Below are 21,523 nucleotides of genomic sequence, written 5' to 3'. Positions count from 1 at the left end.
GTCAGCCCGCCGCGTACACGTCCTCGACGTACCGTCCGGCCGCGACCAGCTCGGTCAGCCATCGCTCGGCCGCCGGCCCGTCGGCGCCGGGCGTGCGGGTGCGGTACAGGGTACGGAAGGCCTCGCGGACGCCCGGCGCCATGCGCGCGCCGTCGCCGCAGACGTACACCCGGGCTCCGGCGTCCAGCAGCGCCCACACCTCGTCGCCCTCCGCGGCGATGCGGTGCTGGACGAAGGTGACTCCGCCCTCGGGGGCCGCGCTGAACGCGGGGCGCAGTGAGACGGCTCCGGCGTCCTCGGCGGCGCGCAGTTCCTCGGCGTGCAGGAAGTCGGCGTCGGGGGCGTCGCAGCCGAAGTAGCAGAGGGCGGGGGCGAGTTCGGCGCCCGCGGCGACGGCTGCCGTGCGGTCCGCGACCGCGCCGCGGAACGGGGCGAGGCCGGTGCCCGCCGCGACCATGACGACGGGCGTCGAGCCGTCGATGCGGAAGGCCTCCCGGCAGGGCTGGACGCGGGCGAGGATCGTGTCGCCGGGCGCGACCGACGCCAGGTGTCCGGACCCGGTGCCGCGGTGGATGCCCCGGCCGGAGCGTGCCGGGGCTTCGAGCACGGAGACCATGAGGTCGGCGTGGCGCGGGTCGGCGGCGGGCGAGGAGGAGATCGAGTAGTGGCGGGGGCGCAGCGGGCCGAGCAGGTCGAGCAGGTGCGGCCAGTCCAGCGCGCCGCGCAGGGCCGGATGGTCCTCGACGAGCTCGACGAGGGTGCGCGGATCGTCGGTCAGCGCGGCGAGGGCCGCGCGCTCCGGCGGGCACGGGTTCGCGGCGGCCAGGGCGGCCAACTGGGCGGCGCCGGGACGCTGCTGCAGTTCGACGTGGTGCGTGAAGAGCTGACGTACCGTCAAGGGACGGTCCACGGTCAGGCCGTCGCCGCGCGGGCGGCCGGCGCGGATGTCCAGCACGGTGTCGAGACCGACGCCGAACGCGGCGGCGGCGCGCCCGACGAGGGCGGGGGCGTTGGCCGGCAGCACGGTGAGGTGGTCGGCGGTGCGGTAGGTGACGCCGTCCGGCAGCGCGACGCGCACGAACCGCTTCCTGCGGGGGTGTCCGGGCGCCGTGAAGTCGTGGGCCTCGGTGACCGTCATGGGGAGCAGCCCGTGCCGCTCGGCCAGGGCGTCCAGCGGTCCGCCCGTCAGGGTGCGGACCTCATACGACGTGGCCCGCCCGGCCGGGGCTCCGGTGGCGTGGGGGTCGCCGTGCCGCTCCAGCAGGGCGGTGCGCAGGCGGACGGTGAAGTCGCGGACGGCGCCGGTGAGGTCGCCCGAGGCGTCGGCGGCCGCGCGCCCGGTCAGGCGGGTGGCGCCCAGTTCGGCGAGACGCTCGTCGATGCGGGTCGGGACGTGCTGGTAGGTCGCCGCCCAGTTGCGGTCGCCGACGCCGAGGACGGCGTAGGTGACTCCGGAGAGGTCCGGGGTGCCCTCCAGCCAGGCGGCGAAGGCGGTGGCGTCGTCGGTGGGGCGGCCGTTGTAGGAGGCGGCGGCGATGACGACGGGGCGGTCGGTTGGCAGGCCGCCCGCACAGGCGTCGAGCGGGGCGACCCGGGTGTCGCAGCCGAGCGCGGCGGCCTCGTCGGCGAGCCGGCCGGCGAACTCCCGGCAGGTCCCGTAGTTGCTGCCGTGCAGGACGAGGACGGCGGTGCCGGGGCGGACCCGGGCGGGCAGGGCCTGCGGGTCCGACTGCCGGATCTCCGGGCCTGACTGCCCCCGCGTGCGGGCGGCACCCGGCAGCGGGGGGTGCACGCGGTCGGCCGCCGTCCGCGGGGTCAGCGTGAGGGTGAAGCCGTCGGGCTTGAGGGTGAGGGTCTCCTTGACCGTGAGCCGGTAGTCGGCGTGGTCGTGCAGCCGGTAGCGGTGGACCAGCATCGCCAGCAGCATGGTCGCCTCGTGCAGTGCGAACTGCCGTCCGATGCAGGCGCGTTCACCGGTGCCGAACGGTTTGAAGGCGTGCACCGGGCGGGCCGCCTCCGCCTCGGGTGTGAAGCGGGAGGGGTCGAACAGCTCCGGGTTGTCGCCCCACACCGGCTGCCGGTGCAGCATCGGGGCGAGCACGGTGACGGGCTGCCCGGCCCGCAGCGGGATCCGCCCGCCGAGCATGGTGTCCTCGAGGGCGTGCCGGGTGAACGCGGCGGCCGTCGGCCACAGCCGCAGTGCCTCGTTGAGGACCTGGCGGGTGAAGGTGAGCCGGCCGATGTCCTCGTAGGTGGGCTCCGGGTCCGCGGTGTCGCCCCACAGCGCGTCGGCCTCGCGCTGGACGAGCCGCAGCGCGGTGGGGTCCTTGGCGAGGTGGTACAGCGCGAAGGACATCGCGCCGGACGTCGTCTCGTGGCCGGCGATCAGGAAGGTGATGACCTGGTTGCGGATGTTGGCCGGGTCCAGGGTGGCGCCGTCGGCGGGGTGCCCGGCGGTGAGCATGAGGCCGAGCAGGTCCCCGGCCCCGCTCAGGTCGGTGCCGGTGCGGGCGGCGATGACCTCGTCGACCACCCCGGCGAGGTAGGCGGCGTCGGTGCGGAAGGCCACGTCGGCCGCCGAGTGGTCCCGGCCGGGGACGCGGGCGAGCCGGGTCATGCTCCATTCCAGGCAGCGGACCATCGACTCGACGAAGGGGTGGGGCCGTTCGCGCTCGAAGGAGCCGAAGTCGTAGCCGAATCCGGCCAGTCCGATGGTGTCGAGGGTCATCCGGGTCATGTCGTCGGGCACGTCGACGGGCCGCCTCGTGCGGGCTGCGCGGTCCCAGGACGCGATGAGGCGGCGGGTCACCGCGAGCATCACCGGGTGGTAGGTGCGCATCGAGCCGAGCGCGAAGGCCGGCATCAGGATGTCGTGCGCGCGGGCCCAGTTGGGCTCGTCGTTGTGGGCGGTGAACAGCCCGTCGGCGGTGAACTCCCGTACGTTCTCCAGGGCGGGGCCGATGTGCTTGGCGAAGCGCCGTTCGTCGGCGAGGTCGGTGACGAGGTCGAGGTCGCCGACGAACAGCGCGTCCCGCCCGTGCAGCCGCCGCACGAGCACCGGCCCGTGCGTGCGCATCAGATGCATGACCTGCTGGATCGGGGTGCGGCCCGGTCCGGTGGCGGAGATGTCGACGACGGGCACGCCGGGGAGGGCGTCCGCGTCCAGGGGGTGGGGTGCGGTGGGGGGCATGGCGCGACAACTGCCTTTCGCGGTACGGACGTACTGCGCTCCAGCGTGGTCGACCGGGCCCGGCAGGCCGCGCCTGGGAACTACATGATTGTGTAGTGCCCGTTCGCCGCCGGGCCTTGTGCGCGGCGGGCCGGGTGTGGCAGGAGGTGCGGGGTGGACGCGGCGCGGCGGGAGGCCGTGCTCTGGCGGAACCGGGCGCTGACGCTGTTCGACCGGGTGACGGTGCCGGTCGCGGTGTGCGACGTGCACGGGGTCGTCGTGCTGGCCAATCCGGCGATGGCGGCGGCGTGCGGGACGACGCCCGGGCGGTTGCGGGGCCGGAACGTGCTGGAGCTGTTCACTCCGCAGGAGGCGACGCAGGTGGACCGGATCGCGCAGGCGCTGCGGCTGCGGCACCGGTCGCGGTACCAGGTGTCGGTGTGCTGGCGGGACGCCGAGGGGACCGAGCGGCACGGGGAGCTGACGGCGGACCCGGTGAGCGACACCGTGCAGGACACGCCCGCGCTGCTGGTGATGCTGCGGGTGGCCGACGAGCACCGGCCGCGGGCCGCCGAGCCCGAGCCGGTCACGCCCGTGGAGGCGCGGATCCTGGCACTGCTGGCCGGGGGCGCCACCACCGCGCGGGCCGCCCGCGAGACGGACCTGACCACGGACGGCGTGACCTATCACCTGCGGCGCCTGTCGGCCCGCTGGGGCGCGGCCAACCGTACGGAACTGGTCGCCCGCGCCTACGCGCTCGGGGTGCTGACGCCGGGGGTGTGGCCGCCGACTCCGGCCACGGGGGCGTAGACCGGCCGGAAGCGCGGATCGACCGCGGGGGCGCACCGGCCGCGGTGGATGCGGACCGGCGCCGGAGAGCCGGAGAGGCGGACCGGCGCCGGAGAGGCGGACGGGGAGGCGCACCTGCCGCGGAAATCCCTTGGCTCCTCTCCCCCGGCCTGCCTACCCTAGGCAAGAACCTAAAACCTTTAGGTTCCTTCGGCCGCAGACGCAGACCCGGGAGACCCCATGAGGCCACTGACCGAGCAGGACATCCGCGCCTCCTTCATCAACTGCTCGAAGGGCGAGGCCAAGCGCCTGTGGGTGCCGCGCGACCTCGACCGGCTCCCCTGGGCCGACCTCGACTTCCTCGGCTGGCGGGACCCCGGGGCGCCCGATCGCAGCTGTCTGGTCACGGAGCGGCAGGGCCGGCTGGTGGGCGTGGCCCTGCGCTTCCCCTCCTCCCAGCGCGGCTTCCTGCACCGCAGCATGTGCTCCCTGTGCCTGACCACCCATCGCGGCGGCGGGGTGTCCCTGATGACCGCCCGCAAGGCGGGTGCGGCGGGCCGCGAGGGCAATTCGGTGGGCCTGTACATGTGCACCGACCTGGCCTGCTCGCTCTACGTGCGCGGCAGGAAGGTCCCCGACTCGGGGAGCCGGTTCGAGGAGAGCCTCACCACCCAGGAGCAGATCGCCCGGACCACCGGCAACCTGGCCGCCTTCCTGGACAAGCTGTACGCCTGATCCCCCGCCGGCGCGGAGTGATCATGTTCGTCGCCCGGCGGAACGGGGAACAGCGCAAGTGATGCAAGTTGTACGTAACTGGACGCCGTCCGTCCCCCAGTGGCTGAAGAAACACCGGGACCCCGTGGTCGTACAGGCGCTGCGGTCGACGGCCGCGGCGACGGTCGCGTATGTCATCGCACTGCGGCTGAGCCCGGAACCGGCGCCGCTGACGGCTCCGCTGACCGCCCTCCTCGTCGTCCAGGTCACGCTGTACGCCACGCTGACCACGAGCTTCCGCCGGGTGAACTCGGTGGTCGCCGGGGTGCTCGTCGCCGTCGCCTTCTCCCTCCTGGTGGGGCTGACCTGGTGGAGCCTGGCTCTGGTGATCCTGGCCGCGCTGGCCGTCGGGCACCTGGTGCGGGTCGAGGAGTTCGTGCCCGAGGTGGCGATCAGCGCGATGCTGGTGCTCGGCGTCACCACCGTCAGCAGCACGGCCTGGGCGCGCGTGGTGGAGACGCTGATCGGCGCGACCGTGGGCCTCGCCTGCAATGTGCTGCTCGCTCCCCCGGTGTGGACCGAACAGGCCAGCGAGTCGATCGAGGACCTGGCCCGCCGGGTGCGCCGGCTGATGCTGCTCATGGGCGAGGAGGCGGCGGGGACCACCCCCGTGGAGCACGCGGCGGCCCGGCTGCACGAGGCGCGCCGCCTCGACCACGAGATCTCCGACGTGGACGCCGCGCTGCGGCAGGCGGAGGACAGTCTCCGACTCAATCCGCGGGTGCGCGAGGGCCTGCTGCACCGGGTCGTGCTGCGCACCGGCCTGGACACGCTGGAGATCTGCACGGTCGTGCTCCGGGTGCTCGCGCGTTCCTTCACCGACCTGGCCAAGGAGCGGGCCCCCGAGCCGCTGTTCGCGCCCTCGACGGGTGCGGTCGTCGAGCAGTTGCTGTCCGAGATCGGCGACGCGGTGGTGAGCTTCGCGGTGCTGGTCACCACCGCCGTCAGCGTCAACGCCGAGTCAGCCGAGTCCCGGCTCGCCGCGGAGCTGCGGCAGGCCGCGGCCACCCGCGACAAACTGGCCCAGCTGCTCCTGGAGGACGTCCAGCGGGACTCCCGCCACTGGCATCTGCAGGGTGCGGTACTGACCGAGGTCAACCGCATCATCGACGAGATGGACATCGAGCACCGCTCACGGCGGCTCTTCGAGGAGCTGGACTGCCACACGCGCGCGCGGAGCGAGCGCGTGTCCCGGCTCACCCGGATCCGGAACCGGTTGGGGGTGCCCGAGCGGCTGCGCCGGAACCATGAGGACGGTGCGCGGCGTTCTCTGTGACGGGGTCCACTACGGAGGGGAGCGCGCGCATGACCGACACGACCGTGCGGATCGACGGGAACACACTGCGGCTGCCGGGCGGGGTGGCGGTGCGGTTCGTGCGCACCCTGCGCCTGCCGGAGAGGGGCACCCATCCGCTGCCGCCGGGGCTCGGCGAGTTCCCCGTCCGACGGGTGGCGGATTTCCCGGACACGGTGCCCGGGCAGTGGCGCTCCCGCGGCGGCGTGATGCTGCCGGTGTACCTGCGGGAGGCCATGTGGCTGAGCTTCGCGGGCTCGACCGAGCCGGCCGCGCTCCAGGTCGGCGTGGGCAAGGTGTGCGCGGTGTCGGGCCGGCCGTGGAGCGACCGGCTCTCCCGCCGACCGCAGAACTACGTGGTGCTGCCCCGCCAGCCCTGGCTGGACGGCATCAACTCCGGCAAGGGCACGGTCCGCCAGTTCGTGGCCGTGCCGCTGGGGCTCGGGGCGACGGTCGAGGGCCAGGTCACCGGCGAGGAGGTGTGGGGCGGCGTCCAGCTCCAGTCGTTCCGGCTCCGGGACGAGGAGCTGGCGAAGTGGCGGGCGGAGGAGGAACTGCGCCGCGCGGCGCGCGCTCGGGCGCGGCCGGCGATCGGCGGCCACGGCGCGGCGTTCCCCATGGCGGCCCCGCCCGCTCCGGGCGCGTTCCCGGCGCCCGCCGCACCCGGAGCGGCGCCGGGCGCCGGGCGGCCCAGGCCCGCCGCGGCCATGGGACTCGGCGTGGGCGGCTCGATGCGCCAGGAGGTGTACCGGGACGAACGGCCGCTCGCCTCCTGGTCCGAGGAGCCCGCCGGGCGCGTCTTCGTCCATCTGGTGACGCCCCCGGAGTGGCGGCGCATCACCGGCGAGGCTCCCCCGCCGTCGCCGGTGGACCGCGCCGCGTACACGCGCGCGGGGCTGCCCTGGTACGACTACTACGACGAGGACGCCGAGGACCTCGCCCCCACCGAGACCCTCTCGGGGGTGCGGCCGGCCGGGGACTGGCTCGGCGACGACCACGAGCCGTGGCAGCCGCCCTCGCCGCACCAGGTCACCCCGCTCAAGGACGCGCCGGGCAAGCCGGTGGAGGACGGGGACTGGTAGGACGGCTGCCTCGGGGCGCCCCGCGCCGCCCCGGCCGGAGACCGCCGCGTGGCCCCCGGCGTGCCCCGCACGGCATCGTCAGGGGACGTGCACGAGGTCGTTGTCGTGACCCCGCGACGCCCGATGCCGTACTTGCCCCTGACCCGGCGCGGACGCCAAGGTGGCGGTCACGACCGAGGCAGCCGACGACCTGAGGTGCGGGCATGGACAGTGGTGCGGGTAGGCGCGGGCGGCGCGGTGGCTGGAGCAGGCGCAGGTTCGTCGGGGTGCTGACGGGAGTCGCGGCGGTGGCGGCGATTCCGGCCCCGGCGGCTCCCCGGCCCGACTCCCGGGCCGCGGGCGCGCCCTCCGGCCCGTCCTCCGGGCCCGCCCCGACCCCTCCGGGGGCGGCCGCGCAGGAGCGGGAGCCCGTGGCCGGGCCGACCGGTCCCCGGCCGCTGTATCTCGGCACCTACACCTCCGTGGAGGGCGGCGGTACGGGCATCGGCCTGGCCCGGTACGACCCGGTGACGGGCGCCGTCACCGGCCGGGGCACGGTCACCGGCGTCGCCGACCCCTCCTACCTGGCCGCACACCCGGACGGCCGCACGCTGTACGCGGTCGACGAGCGTCAGGACGGGGGCGTCACCGCCGTACGGCTCGCCGACGGCAGGGTGCTGGGCACCCGGAGCACCGGCGGGGCGGGCCCCTGCCACCTCTCCGTGCACCCCACCGGACGCTGGCTGCTGAGCGCCAACTACCAGTCCGGAAGCGTGGCCGTGCACCCCGTCGACGCCTCGGGCGCGCTCGGCGAGCGCACCGCCCTGATGACGCACGCCGACCCGCCGCCCGGCCCGGGGCAGGAGGGCCCGCACGCCCACCAGTTCGTCACGAGTCCGGACGGCGGCCACGTCCTCGCGGTCGACCTCGGCACCGACACCGTCTACACGTACCGCCTGGACACCCGGGCCGGCACGCTGGCCGAGGTCGCCCGGGCGCGGACGCGGCCGGGTGCCGGGCCCCGCCACCTCACCTTCCACCCCGGCGGCCGGTACGCCTACCTCGCCAACGAGGTCGACGACACCGTCGCCGTCTGCGCGTACGATCCGGCGACCGGCCGGCTGGCCGTCGGAGCGCCGCAGTCCACGGGCTCGGCCGGGGGCACCAACTATCCCGCCCAGTTCGTGGTGACCGCGGACGGCCGGTACGCCTTCCTCGCCAACCGGGGCCACGACAGCGTCGCCCGCTACGCCGTCGAGGCGGACGGGGCCCGGCTCCGGCTGCTGGGCACGGTGCCGGCCGCGGGCGCCTTCCCGCGGCAGCTCGCGCTGGCACCGGGCGGGGGTCTGCTGTTCGCGGCGAACCAGAGGTCGGGCTCGGTCAGCGTCTTCCACGTGGACCGGGCGAGCGGCGCGCTGCGGCTCGCGGGCGAGCCGTTCGCCTCACCCGTCGCGGTCTGTGCGCTGCCGCTGTAGTCCGCGGGGGCCCCGGCGGCAGGACGCGGCGGCCGCCTGGGCGAGCAGGACGTGCAGGCGCTCGGTGAGCTGCGAGACGTCGTCGGCCGGCGCGTGGAACGGCAGCCGTACGTCGCCGTGACGGCGGGCCCGTTCGACGCGCAGGGTCAGTCCGTGCCGGTCGACGGCGAGCGGCCGGACGCGCACCGCGCCGTGCAGACCGTCGGGCCCGACGAGCCGGGTCAGCCGCTCCACCGCTTCGGGGTGGGCGTCGGCGAGGTGGGCGAGCAGACCGGCCTCCGCCCGCGCCAGCGGGTCGGACGCGGCGGCGGCGAACTCGTCGCGGTCGACCAGGACGGCGCCGGAGTCCTGGCGCAGCACCACGCGCGAGGGGTGGAACACCAGGTGCCCGTCCTCCTGGACACACCGGCCGGCCAGCCACAACCGGGCCCGGATCCGGTGGCGTACGGGGACGGGTGCGACGTCGGCGAACTCCAGCACGGCGGCCGGCTCGCCCCGCGGCGCGCAGATCGCGGCCGCGCGCAGGGCGCTGTCCTCGGGCACCCGCAGCAGCACCCGGCCGTCCCCGGCCACGCCGTGCGCGCCGACGAGCTCCTCCCGGCCGGTCTCCGCGGTCACCGCGCAGGACCACGCGGTCGCGAGCACCGATCGCGCCCGCTCAGCCGCCCCGGGCACGGCCGCCCACGTGTGGCTCTCACCCATCCGCAACCTCCTTAGGTAAGCCTTGCCTAACCTATCGGAGAAAGGGGTGTGCGCCAACCACACCCCCGCACGTGCCGGGTCACCGACGCTCAGTCCACCAGGACGCCCAGCAGGGCCCGGGCACACAGGTCGCGCACCTCTGCGCGCGGCAGGCCCGCCCCGCGCAGCCACTCCAGGCAGACGGCGGTGGTGAAGGCGAGCCAGCCGCGGACGGCCAGGTGCAGGTCGGGGCGCCGGGCGGCGAGCGGGCCGAACTCCGGGTCGGCCGCGAGGGCGTCGAGGATCTGCCGCTCCTGAGCGGCGAGGGCCCGCTGGTAGACCCGGCGCACGGCCTGGTCGCCCGCCGCGTCGGCGCGGTGGAAGGCGCGGTAGCCGTGCGCGTGGGCCTGGACGTACTCCAGGTAGGTGTCGAGACCCGCGGCGAGCTGCTCGCGCACCGGCGTTCCGGGCACGGCCGCGGTCATCCGCAGCATCCGCTCGCTCTCCCGCTCCACGACCGCCGCGAAGAAGTCCCGCTTGGTCGGGAAGTAGTGGTAGAGCAGTCCCCGGGAGACCCCCGCGATCTCCGCGACCTGCTCGATCCGCACGTCGTCGTACGGGCTCTCCGAGAACAGCCGCGCCCCCACCGACAGGAGCTGTTCCCTGCGCTCCTCGGTGCTGAGCCGGCGACGCGTGCGCTCCCCCTGGTTCGCGGCCATGTCCGCACTTTACTTGACGCCGGTTCAACAACCGGACCAGACTGAAAGCGCTATTGAACTGACGTACAACACGAGCGGAGCACCCGCTCGGACGATCCGCTGGATCAAGGGAGATCGCGTCATGGCGGAGACGAGGACGCCGCCCGGGCTGCCGAGGGGGTTTCGCGGCGCGGAGCAGGGCTGGCCCGAGCTGCACCGCATTCCGCACCCGCCGCACCGGGTCCCGCTGCTCGGCGACGTGCTCGGGGCCGACCGGCGCACACCGGTGCAGGACTCGATGCGCCACGCCCGCGCGCTCGGCCCGATCTTCCGCCGCAAGGCGTTCGGCAACGAGTTCGTGTTCACGTGGGGCGCGGGGCTGGTCGCCGACCTGGCCGACGAGGCACGGTTCGCCAAACACGTGGGCCTCGGCGTCGCCAATCTGCGGCCGGTCGCCGGGGACGGTCTCTTCACGGCGTACAACCACGAGCCCAACTGGCAGCTGGCCCACGACGTCCTGGCCCCGGGATTCAGCCGGGAGGCCATGGCGGGTTACCACGTGATGATGCTCGACGTGGCCGGGCGGCTCACCGACCACTGGGACCGCGAGCTGGCCGCCGGCCGCACCGTGGACGTGCCCGGCGACATGACCAAGCTGACCCTGGAGACCATCGCGCGCACCGGCTTCGGGCACGACTTCGGCTCCTTCGAGCGCGCCCGCCCGCACCCGTTCGTCACCGCGATGGTCGGCACGCTCAGCTACGCGCAGCGGCTCAACACCGTCCCCGCCCCGCTCGCCCCGGTCCTGCTGCGCGGTGCGAGCCGCCGCAACACCGCCGACATCCAGTACCTCAACCGCACGGTCGACGGCCTCGTCCGCGCCCGCCGCACGGCGGGCGGGGACGGCGACCTCCTGGACCGGATGCTGGAGGTGGCCCACCCGGAGACCGGGGAGCGGCTGGCGCCGGAGAACGTGCGCCGCCAGGTGATCACCTTCCTGGTGGCGGGCCACGAGACCACCTCGGGCGCGCTGTCCTTCGCCCTGCACTACCTCGCCCGGCATCCGGAGGTGGCCGCCCGCGCCCGGGCCGAGGTGGACCGGGTCTGGGGCACCGAGGCGGCGCCCGGCTACGACCAGGTGGCCAAGCTGCGGTACGTGCGCCGGGTGCTCGACGAGTCGCTGCGGCTGTGGCCCACCGCGCCCGCCTTCGCCCGGGAGGCCCGGCAGGACACCGTGCTGGCCGGGGAGCATCCGATGCGCCGGGGCGCCTGGACCCTGGTACTGACGCCGATGCTGCACCGGGAGCCCGAGGTGTGGGGCGCGGACGCGGAGCGGTTCGACCCGGACCGGTTCGACGCGCGGGCCGTACGGGCCCGCCCGCCGCACGTGTTCAAGCCGTTCGGCACCGGCGCCCGGGCATGCATCGGCCGCCAGTTCGCGCTGCACGAGGCGACGCTGGTCCTCGGACTGCTGCTGCGCCGCTACGACCTGCGGGCCGACCCGGCCTACCGACTGAAGGTGACCGAGCGGCTGACGCTCATGCCGGAGGGTCTGCGGCTGGGGCTGGAGCGGCGGGCGCCCGCCACCGTCCCCGCGCCCGTGCCGGCCCCCGGGAGCGCCGCCTCAGACCCGCGCCGTCCAGTGCGCGGGGCGGCCGACTGAGGCCGGCAGCCGGGTGCCGGCGCTGCCCCGGGCCGCGTCGATCTGCGGCTGGGTCAGGAAGAACGCGTCCGTCAGATCGGCGTCGGTGAGGTCGGCGTCCCGCAGATCGGCACCGATCAGGTCCGCACCGCGCAGATCGGCGCCGGTGAGGTCGGCGGCTATCAGGCAGGCGCCGCGCAGGGTGGCCCCGCGCAGGTCCGCCCCCCTGAGCCGGGCTCCCATCAGGTCCGCGCCGCGCCGGTCCTTCCTCCGGCCGCGCACCCCGGGGCGGGCCAACTCGCTGGCGCGCAGCAGCAGGACGTTGACCTCCTGCCGGTGCGCGCCGACGTCCAGCGCGGCCAGTTCCCCGGGCGTGCCCAGGGTGAGCTTTTCGGTCCGCTCCAGGGCACGGCGCAGGTCGGCGTGGACCGGGCGGGCGGCGGGCAGGGTGAGGGCCTCGGTCAGGTACCAGAGCAGTTCGTGCAGGTGCCGGACCACAGGGAACACCTCGAACATCCGCCGGGCGTCCTCCCGGGACGCCGTACGCCGGTCCCGGCCGCCGAAGGTGACCTGCGAGACCTTCTGTCCGGCGCCGAAGCAGTCGTAGACCGTGCAGCCGGGGAAACCCCGCTGCCTGAGCCGCGCGTGGATGCCGCAGCGGTGGTCGTCCCGGAGGTTCGGGCAGGGCGTCCCGGCGGGCTTGTCGAGCGCGAAGTCCGCGGAGGCGGCGAAGGGCAGGGCGACGCAGCACAGCCCGGAACAGCGCGCGCAGTCCCCGCGCAGCGCCGCCCGGCCGGGCCCGCCGTCCACGTGGTCCGCGTGGTCTCGCTCGGGGCGGCGGGTGGTCGGATCCGACATGACGTCCACCCTACTGACCCGTGCCGGGCACCCGGGACGACCGGGTCACCGCAGGAACGGGGCGAGGGTCGCCACGAACCCCTCGGGGTCGTCGAGCCACGGGTGGTGCCCGGCACCGGGCTGGACCACCAGGCGGCCCTGCGGGAAGAGTTCGGCGTACTCGGCCATCGCGGGCGGCGGGGAGTTCGGGTCGACCTCGCCGGCGAGGACGAGCACAGGCGCGGTGAGCCGGGCGAGCGCGGCGCGGGTGGCGTCCGGGTCGAAGGCGCCCTCGGCGGCGTACACGGCCGCGGCGTCGCCGTTGCGCTCCTCGGCGTCGGCCGCGTCGAGATCCTGCGCGGCCTTGTCCCAGCGACCGTGCAGGAACGGGGCGACGGCCGCCCAGTGATCGCCGGTCGCCCGGCCCGCCACGACCTCCTCCAGGGCCGCGTACGCCGCCGGGTACCACGGCTCGTCCTCGCGCAGCCGCGCCGTCGCGAGCCGGACCTCCGCGGTGACCGTGATGCCGGCGGCGGCGACGCTCGGGGTGATCAGCGCGAGCCGCCCGACGCGCTCCGGGTGGCGCGCCGCGTACAGCACCGCGAGGTTCGCGCCCGCACAGTGCGCCAGCAGATCCACGCGGTCCAGACCGAGATGCTCGCGCAGCGCCTCGACGTCGTCGACGAGCCGGTCGCAGCGGTAGCTCGCCGGGTCCCGCGCAACGGCGGACCCTCCGCTGCCCCGCAGGTCCAGCAGGGCCAGTTGCCGGTGGGCGGGCAGACCGCCCAGGTCCCCGAGGTAGGCCGAGGCCCGCACGGGACCGCCCGGCAGGCAGATCACGGGCGGGGCGCCCCGGCCGCTCAGGTGGAGGGCGAGACGGGCGCCGTCGTGCCCGGAGAAGGCGATCATGGTTCGACCCTCGCAGTGGCGGTCCCGGCCGCGCAACCGGATTACCGGGCGCGACCGGTCAGTCCTCCAACGCCCCCGCCAGATCCAGGAGTTCCAGCCGCTCGGGGTCGGCCAGGACGTACATGCGGGTGATCCTGCCGTCGGCGACGGTGACGCCCATGACCGACAGCGGCCGTCCCTCGGGGGCGGTGGCCATCCCGACCGTGCCGTTGACCAGCACCAGCCGGACGGCCCGGGCGTACGGGGCGAAGGTGAGCGCCTGCGCGGCCACCGTCCTCGCGCCCTGGACCACCTTGGACGCGGCGGCGCCCCGGAGCAGCGCGCCGGCGTCGACCCGCAGCACCACGTCGGGGTGGAGGACGGCGACCAGCGCCTCGAAGTCGCCCTCGCGCGAGGCCGCGAGGAAGGCGTCGACCACCTCCCTCTGCCGTCCGAGGTCGGTCTCGGCGGACGGGGCGGCGCCCTGCACCCGGCGGCGGGCCCGGCTGGCGAGCTGCCGGGTGGCGGCCGAGGTCCGCTCCACGATGGGCGCGATGTCGTCGAAGGGGACCGCGAACAGGTCGTGGAGCACGAACGCCAGCCGCTCGTCCGGCTGCAGGGTCTCCAGGACGACGAGCATGGCCAGCCCCACCGAGTCGGCCCGGAGCGCCTCCTGCTCCGGGTCGGTGCGGGGCAGGGGCCGCACGACGGGGTCGGGGACGAAGGTGTCGTCCATGGGCTCCTCACGCCGTGCCTTCCGTGCGCGCAGCAGGTCGAGGCAGACCCGGCCGGTCACGGTGGTGAGCCAGGCACCCAGGTTCTCGATGGCGTCCGGGTCCGTGCGGGTGAGCTTCAGCCAGGTCTCCTGGACCGCGTCCTCCGCCTCCGGCAGTGAGCCGAGCATGCGGTAGGCGACCGCCCGCAGATGGGCGCGGTGCTCCTCGAAGCGCCCCGCCAGGACTTCCTCGTCCCCCGTGCCGGCCATTCCGTCCCCCGCCCCGTGTTCCGTGTTCGCTGTCCAGCGTGCGCGTGTCCGTCGGTCGCCCGGTCCGCCGGGCCCCCGGCCCGCGGGTCCGCGGGTCCGATGGGTCGTCAGTCACCTGATCCAACGGGCCGTCGGTCACCCGGTCCAACGGTCCGTCGGTCACCCGGCCCGTCCGGATCATCCTAGGCGCCGGACGGGATCGACGGCCGGGCCGTTCTCAGACCTCGTCGCGGGCGAGCGCGAGCAGCCGGTCCAGGACGCGTGGGCCGCCGGCGCGCACGCCGTCGTGCTCGAACTCGTCGGTGACCCAGGTGCGCAGGCCGCGGATGGCTCGGGCGGTCCGCAGGGCGTGGGCGGTGTCGACGTACATGTCGTCGTGGTAGACGGCCGCGGCGACCGGGACCTCGTTGGCGGCGAGGCGGGCGGGGTCGTACAGCGGCTTCCAGCCGGTGTGGGCGGCCAGCAGTTCGGCGGTCTCGCGCAGCGGGCGCAGCGCGGGGTCGCAGTCGAACATCCAGGGGTGCACGGACTCGCCGGTGAACAGCACCGGCCCGTCGCCCGTGAGGGCCTTGGCGGCGTCGAACTGCGGGAACTCGGCGCGGACCCGCTCGGCGGCCCAGGCGGTGGGGCGGGTGTCCTGGCCGTAGATCGCCTCGTGGACGAGCGCGTACAGGGGATGGCCGGCGTAGGACAGCAGTCCCTGCGTCTCCTCCTGGAAGGCGTCGGACAGGGTCCATCCGTCCGCGGCGCGGACGAAGGCGTGCTCCAGGAGGTAGTGGAGGCGGTGGCTGCCGTCGCTCCCGCCGAGCAGGATGCCCAGCGACTGGAAGGCCTCGACGGTGAGGCGGTGGCCGTTCGGGAGCACCACGTCGTGGGTGAGGAGGTGGTCGGCGACACGGCGGGCGCGGTCCACGTCCTGCGGGTAGCGGGCGTAGTGGGCGGCGACCTTGCGCTCCACACGCGGGTAGGCGGCCCGGTAGACGTCGTCGGCGTGGGCGTCGAGGGAGGGCAGGCCGCCGGTGACGAGCGCGGTGCTCAGGCCCTCGGGGTGCGTGGAGAGGTAGTGGACCGTGCAGAAGCCCCCGAAGCTCTGGCCGAGCACGGCCCAGGGGGCGCCACCGGTGACCTGCGGGCGGATCGTCTCGCAGTCGCGGACGATGGCGTCCGCGCGGAAGTGCGTGAGGTACGCGGCCTGCTCGGCGGGGCCGCCGCGCAGCGGGAGCGTCTGGCGGTTGGCGGGGGTGGAGTGGCCGGTGCCCCGCTGGTCCAGGAGGAGGACGCGGTAGTCCTCCAGGGCGCGGCCGAGCCAGGCCTGCTTACCGACGAAACGGTTCGCCCCGAACCCCGGGCCGCCCTGCAGGTAGACCAGCCACGGCAGGTCGTCCTTGCCCGCCTTGTCCCCGGCGACGACCTCGCGGGCGTAGAGCTCGATGGTCTCCCCCGCCGGGTCGTCGTGGTCGAGGGGGACGGTGAAGTGGCGGTCGGTGAGGACGACGCCGGGCTGGCGGTAGCTCACGGTCAACGGATCTCCCGGGACGGAGGGACGGGCCGCGTCCCAGTTCAGCACACGTCCCCGGAGCCGTGTGCGGTCGCGGTGCAGCATTGTCAGTGGCCAGCTGTACCGTCCAGCCATGGCTGAGAGACCTACGACAGGTTGGCGCGAGGGCATCGAGGAGGAGCAACGGGAGTTGGCCGCCGGCACGCTGGATCCGGGGTGTGCGTGCATGGCCGAATTGTTCCCGGAGAGCCTGATCACCGCCACCGACAGCGTCTTGGACGCGTTCGAAGCAGATCTCCCTTCGCTCCAGGGCTCCTCTGATGAGCGCGTCTTCGCCGCCGTGCAACGTGTTGTCCTGGCCCTGAACACCATCAATGACGAGCACAACGGTGGCGCCTATGAGACGGACGAACGTGAGCAGCTGTGCGACTACATTGACAAAGCACTCACCGAGCAGGGGGTCGATGTCGTTGCACTGACCGCGCGACACGGTTTGGGGCGCTACCAACTCACGGACCGGTGGCGCGACTGGTAGCGCAGTGGCTGTGTCGAATACGTGTCGAAGTGAGCTCACCGCTCAACATGGAGTGCAGAAGAGACCAGTTCAGAAGCAGGTCTCTCCCGAACCGCCCCAGCCCCTTTTAAGCGCTTGGCCGCAGGTTCGAGTCCTGCCGGGGGCGCCACTGGGAGCCTTCCCCTGGGGAGGGCTTTTTTGCTGGTCAGAACGGGTGGCACTCGACACGACGGAGCCCCGGGCACTCCCTCGACGATCAAGGGAAGGTTCCGGGGCTGTCCGGCTGTCACCGGGTTTTCGCGGGTGGCTGTGTCGAATACACGTCGAAGTCTCGGCCGGGGTTCAGCCGGCGCCCGGCATCTGTGGCAGGTCGCCCGCGGCTTCCAGCCGCCGTTTCGGATCAGGCAGCCGGCCGTCGATGCAGCGTGCGTATGTGGCCAGGAGCACGGCGACGCTGTTCCCAGCCCACTCCGCCACTTGCGCGGGCGGGATGCCGTCGTTGAGCCACTTCGTCGGGCGCGTGTTCCGGTTGTCGTACACACGCCGCCCGGTGGGCGACTCGTAGACGTGCGGGGACAGTACGGCCTTACGCGCGCTGCGCCACGCCCGTCGGATGACGGGACCGGCGAGGATGCCGCCGCACTCACCCTGGAAGAGCAAATCTCATCGCCCTCGCACGACGCCGCACCAGCGTGCTGTGGGCCCTCCTGCGCGACGACCGGGCCTTCATCCCCCACCCCGCCCACCGCGCAGACGGCTTGACTCAGCCCGAGGCCACCAAACAGACAACGTGGTCGAGGCCGGCGGGGTTGCAGCGAGACACACGCGCACCTGATCAGTCGGCATGCACCGGTGGAGGGCGGCCACAGCCTTGACCCGGTCATTGAAACTCCCGCCCAAAGCCGCTCCGCCGACCGCGTGGGCGCCTTAACGTTCCGGCCTGCCCGGGGGTGGGTCGTTACGGTGATCGCATGACGCCCGACTCCACCTCACCCGCAGACATCGCGTCGATGCCCAGGGCCGAGTTCGCCTTCCCTGGCTCACTGCGCGACCAGCTCGTCGCAGCGATCCTCAACGGTTCCAAGACCTCCACGACAGGGCTCGTCGTCGACTATGAGCGTGAGGGAGAACCCCTGCCGGAAGTCGGGAAACGTTCGGTGGTCATCGACTCGGACGATCGGCCGGTCGCGGTCATCGAGGTGACCGGCGTGCGCGTCGCCCCGTTGGCGCAGGTGGATCTTGCCCACGTGGTGGACGAGGGGGAGGGGGACACCAGCGTGGCCGAGTGGCGCGAAGGCCACGAGCGGTTCTGGCACAGCGAGGAGATGCGTGCGGCCTTGGATGACCCCGACTTCACCGTCGACGACACGACGCTGGCGGTTCTGGAATGCTTCCGCCTCATCGCAGACCTTCGCCTATCCGATGCTGCCCGGACCTACGAGTGACGCCGTGCCCCTGACGTGCCCGACGGAACAGCGAGTAGCGAACAGCGGAGTGCCATCCGGAAACACACAGGTCGGCGTCTCGCCAGGTCACGCCGCATCCGCGTACGCGATCTCCCAAACTGGCTACGTGTGACTGCCGGCGCCAGCATCAATTCACTAGCGGGGGTCCGTTGCGCACCCAGCGGTGGTGGGGAGGAAGCGCAGTGCCCGGAGAGACTAGCCAGGGGCTGACTGCCCTCCCCAGATGCGCGATGGCGGGGCGGTGCATGATCTCCTCGAACCAGGCAGCGGCGATCCGGCCGAGGTGTTCCGGCGGTCCGGCGGCGCAGAGGGGTTGCACGTTTCTCGTTGGTTCCGGAGCCTGCCAGTCCTGGCTGTGGCGCTCGCTGCAGAAGAGCCGGTCACCGAGAACGGTCGCGCCCACGTTCAGGAAGATCAGGTCCCTTTCCCCCTCGCGTCGATCGGTCAGCTGCACGAGGAGGGTGACGATCTCGTTCCCTCGGGCTATCGCCTCGTCCAGCGCGGCGTAGTAAGCCGCGTGCTCGGCGGGCGGCTTCCCCTGCGATTCTTGCGCGGCGGCCGGTGCGTCCTCGTTCTCTTCTTCCAGCTCGAAGACGAGCGCAACCGTGTCACCAGGCTCGCATTGAGGCCAGGAGCGGGCGGACCCCCTCACGACGTCCACGAAGGCCTTCTGCTCGCTGTTCAGGTTGTCGTCTTCGAACCAGTCCTCGTCCACACGCAGGAGGCTACGCGTTGGACTTGAGGCACAGTTCTGCGGCTCATCGGCCGGCGTGCCCCGGCAAGCTCGACGGTTCAGGAGGGGCCGGCCATGGCTCGCGCTGAGCACCTGGATGGGCATGAAAGCAAGTGAGTACCCCGACGCCGAGCCCGTCGGACCGTCGGCAGAGTTGGAAGGCGTGCACCTGGTGACACCAACGGCTGACACCAACATCGGCGAACACGGCCGGACGAGAGCGGCCCCCAGCGGTCGGTGGATCGTCGTCAGGCTGGGAGCTTTCCAGTCTCCAAGGGGGCTGTGATCGACCTGATAAGGATGAGGCCAGACCCCAAAAACCTGGTGTACGGGAGCCTTGCCTCGCTCGCTGAGGTCTCATCGATCTTGAAGTGCGGGGGCTTCAGGTCGTCCCGCCGGGCCGCCAGTGCAGATCGGTCTCGCTGTGGGGCAGCATCGTCGGCATGTCCGTGTCCAGCGCCTGCTGCAGCACCTGGTGCGCGATGCGGTCGTAGTCGTCGGCGCGGGGCCCGCTGGCGTGGAATTCGACGCGGACGTCGTCGGCCAAAAACTCGCCCATCGACTCGTGCATGAGCATCAGGAAGTGCCGCTTGGGCGCCCAGCGGAAGTCCGGGAAGCGGACGCGGTTCTGCTGCTCCAGCCGCTGCGCCCAGTCCGAGCCGAACACCTCGTAGACCCCGTGGGCCAGGCCGCGGGCCAGCGGATGGCCCCCTTGCGCTTCGTCGTTCGGGTAGCCGAAGACGCTCTGGGTGCACGCGACAAAGGTGACGTCGAGCACGCCGAGGTGTTTCTGGTCGGGCATGAGCACGTGACATCCGTGCTCGTCCATCAGGAGCAGGCCGCCACCGGTTGTCGCGAGCTCGTGCCCGAGGTCGACCTTGTCGGTGCGCGGATCTTCTTTCTGCGGCATGCACGCTCCATAGCACTCGAGAACGGATCGGACGGCAGTATGTGACCTCGACGATGAAGCGTGCGATCACCGGCGCACCACCCACCCAGGAGGCCTCAGTGACCCTCCCGCCGATATTCGCGTCGAGGGGCCCGCCAGGCCCCCCGCTCGGGCCGTCTCTGGGCCGTGCGGGGGTGCTCAACGACAACCAATGGTCCTGACCAGTGGACGGTGTCCCGATGCTTTGATCCTCTTAGATGGCCCGTCCGATGGGGAGGACTCTGCCATGGATCAAGGATGGGCCGCGATCATCGCTGCGATGGTGGGTCTGGTCGGTGCATTGGGCGGCGCGCTCGCAGGTGGATACGCCGCCATTCGCGGTGCGCGAGAAGGCGCGGAGCGTGCAGCCCGAGCAGCCTTGGAACACGCAGCACGACAGGCGCGAGATCAGCACGAGCACTGGCTTCGTCAAGAACGCAGAGCCGCGTACGCAGACATGCTCAAAGACGCTGACGAGCATGAGATGAAGGTGGCTCAGCTTGTGAGCTACGTCGAGAACGGGGACACAGGGGCGCAGTTCCTGGAGGCGATGGCGGACGTCCAATCATCGCAAATACGGATCATTCGAAGGATTGGGCCAGTGATGACTATCGCTAGCCGTGGCGTGCGCGAGGCGTATAAGACATATGTGAAGGTATGTAGACGGACGTCTGCATACCTGATGGGACGACAGCCTGCGGATGTCGACAGCGATGAGGCGGGTCAGTACTACCGCGCCATAGTGCTGCGCGGCGGCGTGCTTACGATGACAGTGGCGGCAGACATCCAAACAGGACCGACTGTGCCGACCGGCGAGTGAGGAGATCACGATACGTAAGGGAAGAGTGAGCAAGGTCCTCCGTGCAGCAGCGGAGTACCGGAAGCACATCAAGCTCCCCCGTACCGTAGCGTTCCTCCCGGGCCGTACAACGATCGGAATGACCATCGATGACCGTTCTGGCTAAGAGAGCCCGGCAGTAGGTGGTTCGAACAGCGGCTGTTGGTGATTATTGGTTCATGCGAGCGGCGGACCTGTCGCGCTTACTGAGCGTGGTGAGAGCGGTGCGTGCCGGGTCTCTTGCGCTTTCCGCTACGTCAACTCCTACGGTCATTGGTGTGGCCGGAGAGACCGGCCCGGCGATGAAAGGCACGGCTATGGCCTGGTCCATCGCGGACGTGGCCCGGATGTCCGGGGTGACGTCCCGGACGCTGCGGCACTACGACGAGATCGGGCTGCTTGTTCCTGCGCACATCGGGAGCAACGGCCACCGCTACTACGAGGAGGCAGAGCTGCTGCGGCTGCAGCAGATCCTCCTGATGCGGGAACTCGGTCTGGGACTGCGCGAGATAGCAGCGGTCCTGGAGCGCCAGGTCGACCAGGTGGCCGCGCTGCGGGAGCATCACGGAAGGCTGCTGGCGGAACGGGAGCGGCTGGATGTGCTGGCCGCCACAGTCGGCCGCACCATCGCCGAGCTTGAGGAAGACAAGGACACCCACGACATGGCGAAGATCAGCAGGCCGGAGAACCTGTTCGAGGGCTTCGATGCCGCCCGACACGAGGCGGCCGCCAGCGAGCAGTGGCCTGACGAGGTGGAGCAGTCAAGGCAGTTCGCCGGCACGCTCACCGATGAGGACCAGGCGCGGCTGCAGCGGGAGGCGACCGCGGCAATGGTCCGCATGGCCGAGTTCGCGGCATCCGGCACGCCGACGACCGACCCGGCAGTGCAGGCTGAGATCGATGCCCACTACCGGGGCATCTGCCGGATGTGGACCCCGAACGCGGCCGCGTTCAAAGCCCTCGGGCAGACGTATGTCGACGATCCGCAGTGGCGCGCGGCCTACGACCAGGCCGCTGACGGGCTCGCCGCCTACCAGCGGGACGCGATGGCCGCCTACGCGGACGCCCGCCTGAGCTGACCGGGCCACCGGCAGCTGGAGGGCTGCAGACCTCCAGCTCAGGCATCTTCCACCCGATCTGATCCACCACCTGGCGATACCCTGTACATGCGATGTGGCACCGCCGCACACCCATCGGAGCAGCCGCCGTGATCCCCGCCCACTGGGCCCGCCACCACCGCCGTGAGGACAGCG

At 72.8% G+C, this 21,523-nt stretch carries 20 protein-coding genes; 10 read left to right on the top strand and 10 right to left on the bottom strand.

The window, feature by feature from the left end; translation table 11 throughout:
- Position 1: 1 nt before the first annotated feature.
- Entirely contained in the window at positions 2-3,190 is a 3,189-nt protein-coding gene (locus ACF1A5_RS06535) for a bifunctional cytochrome P450/NADPH--P450 reductase (RefSeq protein WP_392191716.1), read from the bottom strand.
- Between the two features lie 153 nt (positions 3,191-3,343).
- Here ACF1A5_RS06535 and ACF1A5_RS06530 point away from each other — a divergent pair, with 153 nt between their 5' ends.
- The 5 genes from ACF1A5_RS06530 (at position 3,344) to ACF1A5_RS06510 (ending at position 8,562) form a co-directional block, all read left to right on the top strand.
- Positions 3,344-3,979, top strand: coding sequence for a PAS domain S-box protein (locus ACF1A5_RS06530; RefSeq protein ID WP_392191715.1), 636 nt, complete (start codon positions 3,344-3,346; stop codon positions 3,977-3,979).
- A gap of 219 nt (positions 3,980-4,198) precedes the next feature.
- Positions 4,199-4,693: an FBP domain-containing protein gene (locus tag ACF1A5_RS06525; RefSeq protein WP_392191714.1), complete on the top strand. Its 495-nt coding sequence runs from the start codon at positions 4,199-4,201 to the stop codon at positions 4,691-4,693.
- 61 nt (positions 4,694-4,754) lie between these two features.
- Entirely contained in the window at positions 4,755-6,008 is a 1,254-nt protein-coding gene (locus ACF1A5_RS06520) for an aromatic acid exporter family protein (protein WP_392191713.1), read from the top strand.
- Between the two features lie 29 nt (positions 6,009-6,037).
- Positions 6,038-7,108, top strand: a complete 1,071-nt coding sequence (locus ACF1A5_RS06515; protein ID WP_392191712.1) for a hypothetical protein — start codon at positions 6,038-6,040, stop codon at positions 7,106-7,108.
- Positions 7,109-7,311: 203 nt separating this feature from the next.
- Positions 7,312-8,562, top strand: a complete 1,251-nt coding sequence (locus tag ACF1A5_RS06510; RefSeq protein WP_392191711.1) for a lactonase family protein — start codon at positions 7,312-7,314, stop codon at positions 8,560-8,562.
- Here the strand turns inward: ACF1A5_RS06510 and ACF1A5_RS06505 are convergent.
- On the bottom strand, positions 8,530-9,264 hold the full coding sequence (locus ACF1A5_RS06505) for a DUF2470 domain-containing protein (protein WP_392191710.1): 735 nt from the start codon (positions 9,262-9,264) through the stop codon (positions 8,530-8,532). The two genes, ACF1A5_RS06510 and ACF1A5_RS06505, sit on opposite strands and share 33 nt — an antisense overlap.
- Before the next feature lie 89 nt (positions 9,265-9,353).
- Positions 9,354-9,962, bottom strand: a complete 609-nt coding sequence (locus ACF1A5_RS06500; protein WP_392191709.1) for a TetR/AcrR family transcriptional regulator — start codon at positions 9,960-9,962, stop codon at positions 9,354-9,356.
- 121 nt (positions 9,963-10,083) lie between these two features.
- Between ACF1A5_RS06500 and ACF1A5_RS06495 the strand changes: the two genes are divergently transcribed.
- A complete protein-coding gene (locus ACF1A5_RS06495) occupies positions 10,084-11,604 on the top strand; it encodes a cytochrome P450 (protein WP_392191708.1) in 1,521 nt (506 codons plus the stop codon).
- Here ACF1A5_RS06495 and ACF1A5_RS06490 read toward each other — a convergent pair.
- The 4 genes from ACF1A5_RS06490 to ACF1A5_RS06475 all read right to left on the bottom strand — a co-directional run bounded on the left by ACF1A5_RS06490 (position 11,566) and on the right by ACF1A5_RS06475 (position 15,815).
- The gene (locus tag ACF1A5_RS06490) at positions 11,566-12,441 is read right to left on the bottom strand and encodes a pentapeptide repeat-containing protein (RefSeq protein ID WP_392191707.1); all 876 of its coding nucleotides are present in this window, start codon (positions 12,439-12,441) and stop codon (positions 11,566-11,568) included. The genes ACF1A5_RS06495 and ACF1A5_RS06490 overlap by 39 nt on opposite strands.
- A 45-nt stretch (positions 12,442-12,486) precedes the next feature.
- A complete protein-coding gene (locus tag ACF1A5_RS06485) occupies positions 12,487-13,329 on the bottom strand; it encodes an alpha/beta fold hydrolase (RefSeq protein ID WP_392191706.1) in 843 nt (280 codons plus the stop codon).
- A gap of 58 nt (positions 13,330-13,387) precedes the next feature.
- Entirely contained in the window at positions 13,388-14,293 is a 906-nt protein-coding gene (locus ACF1A5_RS06480; RefSeq protein WP_392191705.1) for a sigma-70 family RNA polymerase sigma factor, read from the bottom strand.
- A gap of 217 nt (positions 14,294-14,510) precedes the next feature.
- Positions 14,511-15,815 (bottom strand): alpha/beta fold hydrolase, encoded by a 1,305-nt coding sequence (locus ACF1A5_RS06475; protein WP_392191704.1) that lies wholly within the window; start codon positions 15,813-15,815, stop codon positions 14,511-14,513.
- A gap of 109 nt (positions 15,816-15,924) precedes the next feature.
- Between ACF1A5_RS06475 and ACF1A5_RS06470 the strand changes: the two genes are divergently transcribed.
- Positions 15,925-16,326 (top strand): hypothetical protein, encoded by a 402-nt coding sequence (locus ACF1A5_RS06470; RefSeq protein WP_392191703.1) that lies wholly within the window; start codon positions 15,925-15,927, stop codon positions 16,324-16,326.
- Positions 16,327-16,647: 321 nt separating this feature from the next.
- Here ACF1A5_RS06470 and ACF1A5_RS06465 read toward each other — a convergent pair whose 3' ends face one another.
- Entirely contained in the window at positions 16,648-16,845 is a 198-nt protein-coding gene (locus tag ACF1A5_RS06465) for a hypothetical protein (RefSeq protein WP_392191702.1), read from the bottom strand.
- Between the two features lie 431 nt (positions 16,846-17,276).
- Here ACF1A5_RS06465 and ACF1A5_RS06460 point away from each other — a divergent pair, with 431 nt between their 5' ends.
- Positions 17,277-17,750 (top strand): ASCH domain-containing protein, encoded by a 474-nt coding sequence (locus ACF1A5_RS06460; protein WP_392191701.1) that lies wholly within the window; start codon positions 17,277-17,279, stop codon positions 17,748-17,750.
- A gap of 148 nt (positions 17,751-17,898) precedes the next feature.
- On the opposite strand, the gene ACF1A5_RS06455 is transcribed toward ACF1A5_RS06460, so the two are convergent.
- Both ACF1A5_RS06455 and ACF1A5_RS06450 read right to left on the bottom strand, forming a co-directional pair.
- Positions 17,899-18,486, bottom strand: coding sequence for a hypothetical protein (locus tag ACF1A5_RS06455; protein ID WP_392191700.1), 588 nt, complete (start codon positions 18,484-18,486; stop codon positions 17,899-17,901).
- Between the two features lie 400 nt (positions 18,487-18,886).
- A complete protein-coding gene (locus ACF1A5_RS06450) occupies positions 18,887-19,414 on the bottom strand; it encodes a hypothetical protein (RefSeq protein ID WP_392191699.1) in 528 nt (175 codons plus the stop codon).
- A 265-nt stretch (positions 19,415-19,679) separates the two neighbouring features.
- Between ACF1A5_RS06450 and ACF1A5_RS06445 the strand changes: the two genes are divergently transcribed.
- Positions 19,680-20,252: a hypothetical protein gene (locus tag ACF1A5_RS06445; protein WP_392191698.1), complete on the top strand. Its 573-nt coding sequence runs from the start codon at positions 19,680-19,682 to the stop codon at positions 20,250-20,252.
- 335 nt (positions 20,253-20,587) lie between these two features.
- A complete protein-coding gene (locus tag ACF1A5_RS06440) occupies positions 20,588-21,349 on the top strand; it encodes a MerR family transcriptional regulator (RefSeq protein ID WP_392191697.1) in 762 nt (253 codons plus the stop codon).
- Positions 21,350-21,523 lie beyond the last annotated feature (174 nt).

It is taken from the genome of Streptomyces sp. NPDC014864, from assembly GCF_043081525.1.
Classification (GTDB): domain Bacteria; phylum Actinomycetota; class Actinomycetes; order Streptomycetales; family Streptomycetaceae; genus Streptomyces.
The sequence above is the reverse complement of the archived record's forward strand: the minus strand, read 5'-3'. Positions and strand labels throughout refer to the sequence as shown.

Excerpts from the sequence above, each read along its gene's own strand:
- ACF1A5_RS06445 (WP_392191698.1), top strand. The coding sequence starts at position 19,680 with ATGGATCAAGGATGGGCCGCGATCATCGCTGCGATGGTGGGTCTGGTC.
- ACF1A5_RS06510 (WP_392191711.1), top strand. The coding sequence starts at position 7,312 with ATGGACAGTGGTGCGGGTAGGCGCGGGCGGCGCGGTGGCTGGAGCAGG.
- ACF1A5_RS06460 (WP_392191701.1), top strand. The coding sequence starts at position 17,277 with ATGACGCCCGACTCCACCTCACCCGCAGACATCGCGTCGATGCCCAGG.
- ACF1A5_RS06495 (WP_392191708.1), top strand. The coding sequence starts at position 10,084 with ATGGCGGAGACGAGGACGCCGCCCGGGCTGCCGAGGGGGTTTCGCGGC.
- ACF1A5_RS06505 (WP_392191710.1), bottom strand. The coding sequence starts at position 9,264 with ATGGGTGAGAGCCACACGTGGGCGGCCGTGCCCGGGGCGGCTGAGCGG.
- ACF1A5_RS06485 (WP_392191706.1), bottom strand. The coding sequence starts at position 13,329 with ATGATCGCCTTCTCCGGGCACGACGGCGCCCGTCTCGCCCTCCACCTG.
- ACF1A5_RS06470 (WP_392191703.1), top strand. The coding sequence starts at position 15,925 with ATGGCTGAGAGACCTACGACAGGTTGGCGCGAGGGCATCGAGGAGGAG.
- ACF1A5_RS06490 (WP_392191707.1), bottom strand. The coding sequence starts at position 12,441 with ATGTCGGATCCGACCACCCGCCGCCCCGAGCGAGACCACGCGGACCAC.
- ACF1A5_RS06525 (WP_392191714.1), top strand. The coding sequence starts at position 4,199 with ATGAGGCCACTGACCGAGCAGGACATCCGCGCCTCCTTCATCAACTGC.
- ACF1A5_RS06480 (WP_392191705.1), bottom strand. The coding sequence starts at position 14,293 with ATGGCCGGCACGGGGGACGAGGAAGTCCTGGCGGGGCGCTTCGAGGAG.
- ACF1A5_RS06500 (WP_392191709.1), bottom strand. The coding sequence starts at position 9,962 with ATGGCCGCGAACCAGGGGGAGCGCACGCGTCGCCGGCTCAGCACCGAG.
- ACF1A5_RS06440 (WP_392191697.1), top strand. The coding sequence starts at position 20,588 with ATGGCCTGGTCCATCGCGGACGTGGCCCGGATGTCCGGGGTGACGTCC.
- ACF1A5_RS06515 (WP_392191712.1), top strand. The coding sequence starts at position 6,038 with ATGACCGACACGACCGTGCGGATCGACGGGAACACACTGCGGCTGCCG.
- ACF1A5_RS06520 (WP_392191713.1), top strand. The coding sequence starts at position 4,755 with ATGCAAGTTGTACGTAACTGGACGCCGTCCGTCCCCCAGTGGCTGAAG.
- ACF1A5_RS06535 (WP_392191716.1), bottom strand. The coding sequence starts at position 3,190 with ATGCCCCCCACCGCACCCCACCCCCTGGACGCGGACGCCCTCCCCGGC.
- ACF1A5_RS06450 (WP_392191699.1), bottom strand. The coding sequence starts at position 19,414 with ATGCCGCAGAAAGAAGATCCGCGCACCGACAAGGTCGACCTCGGGCAC.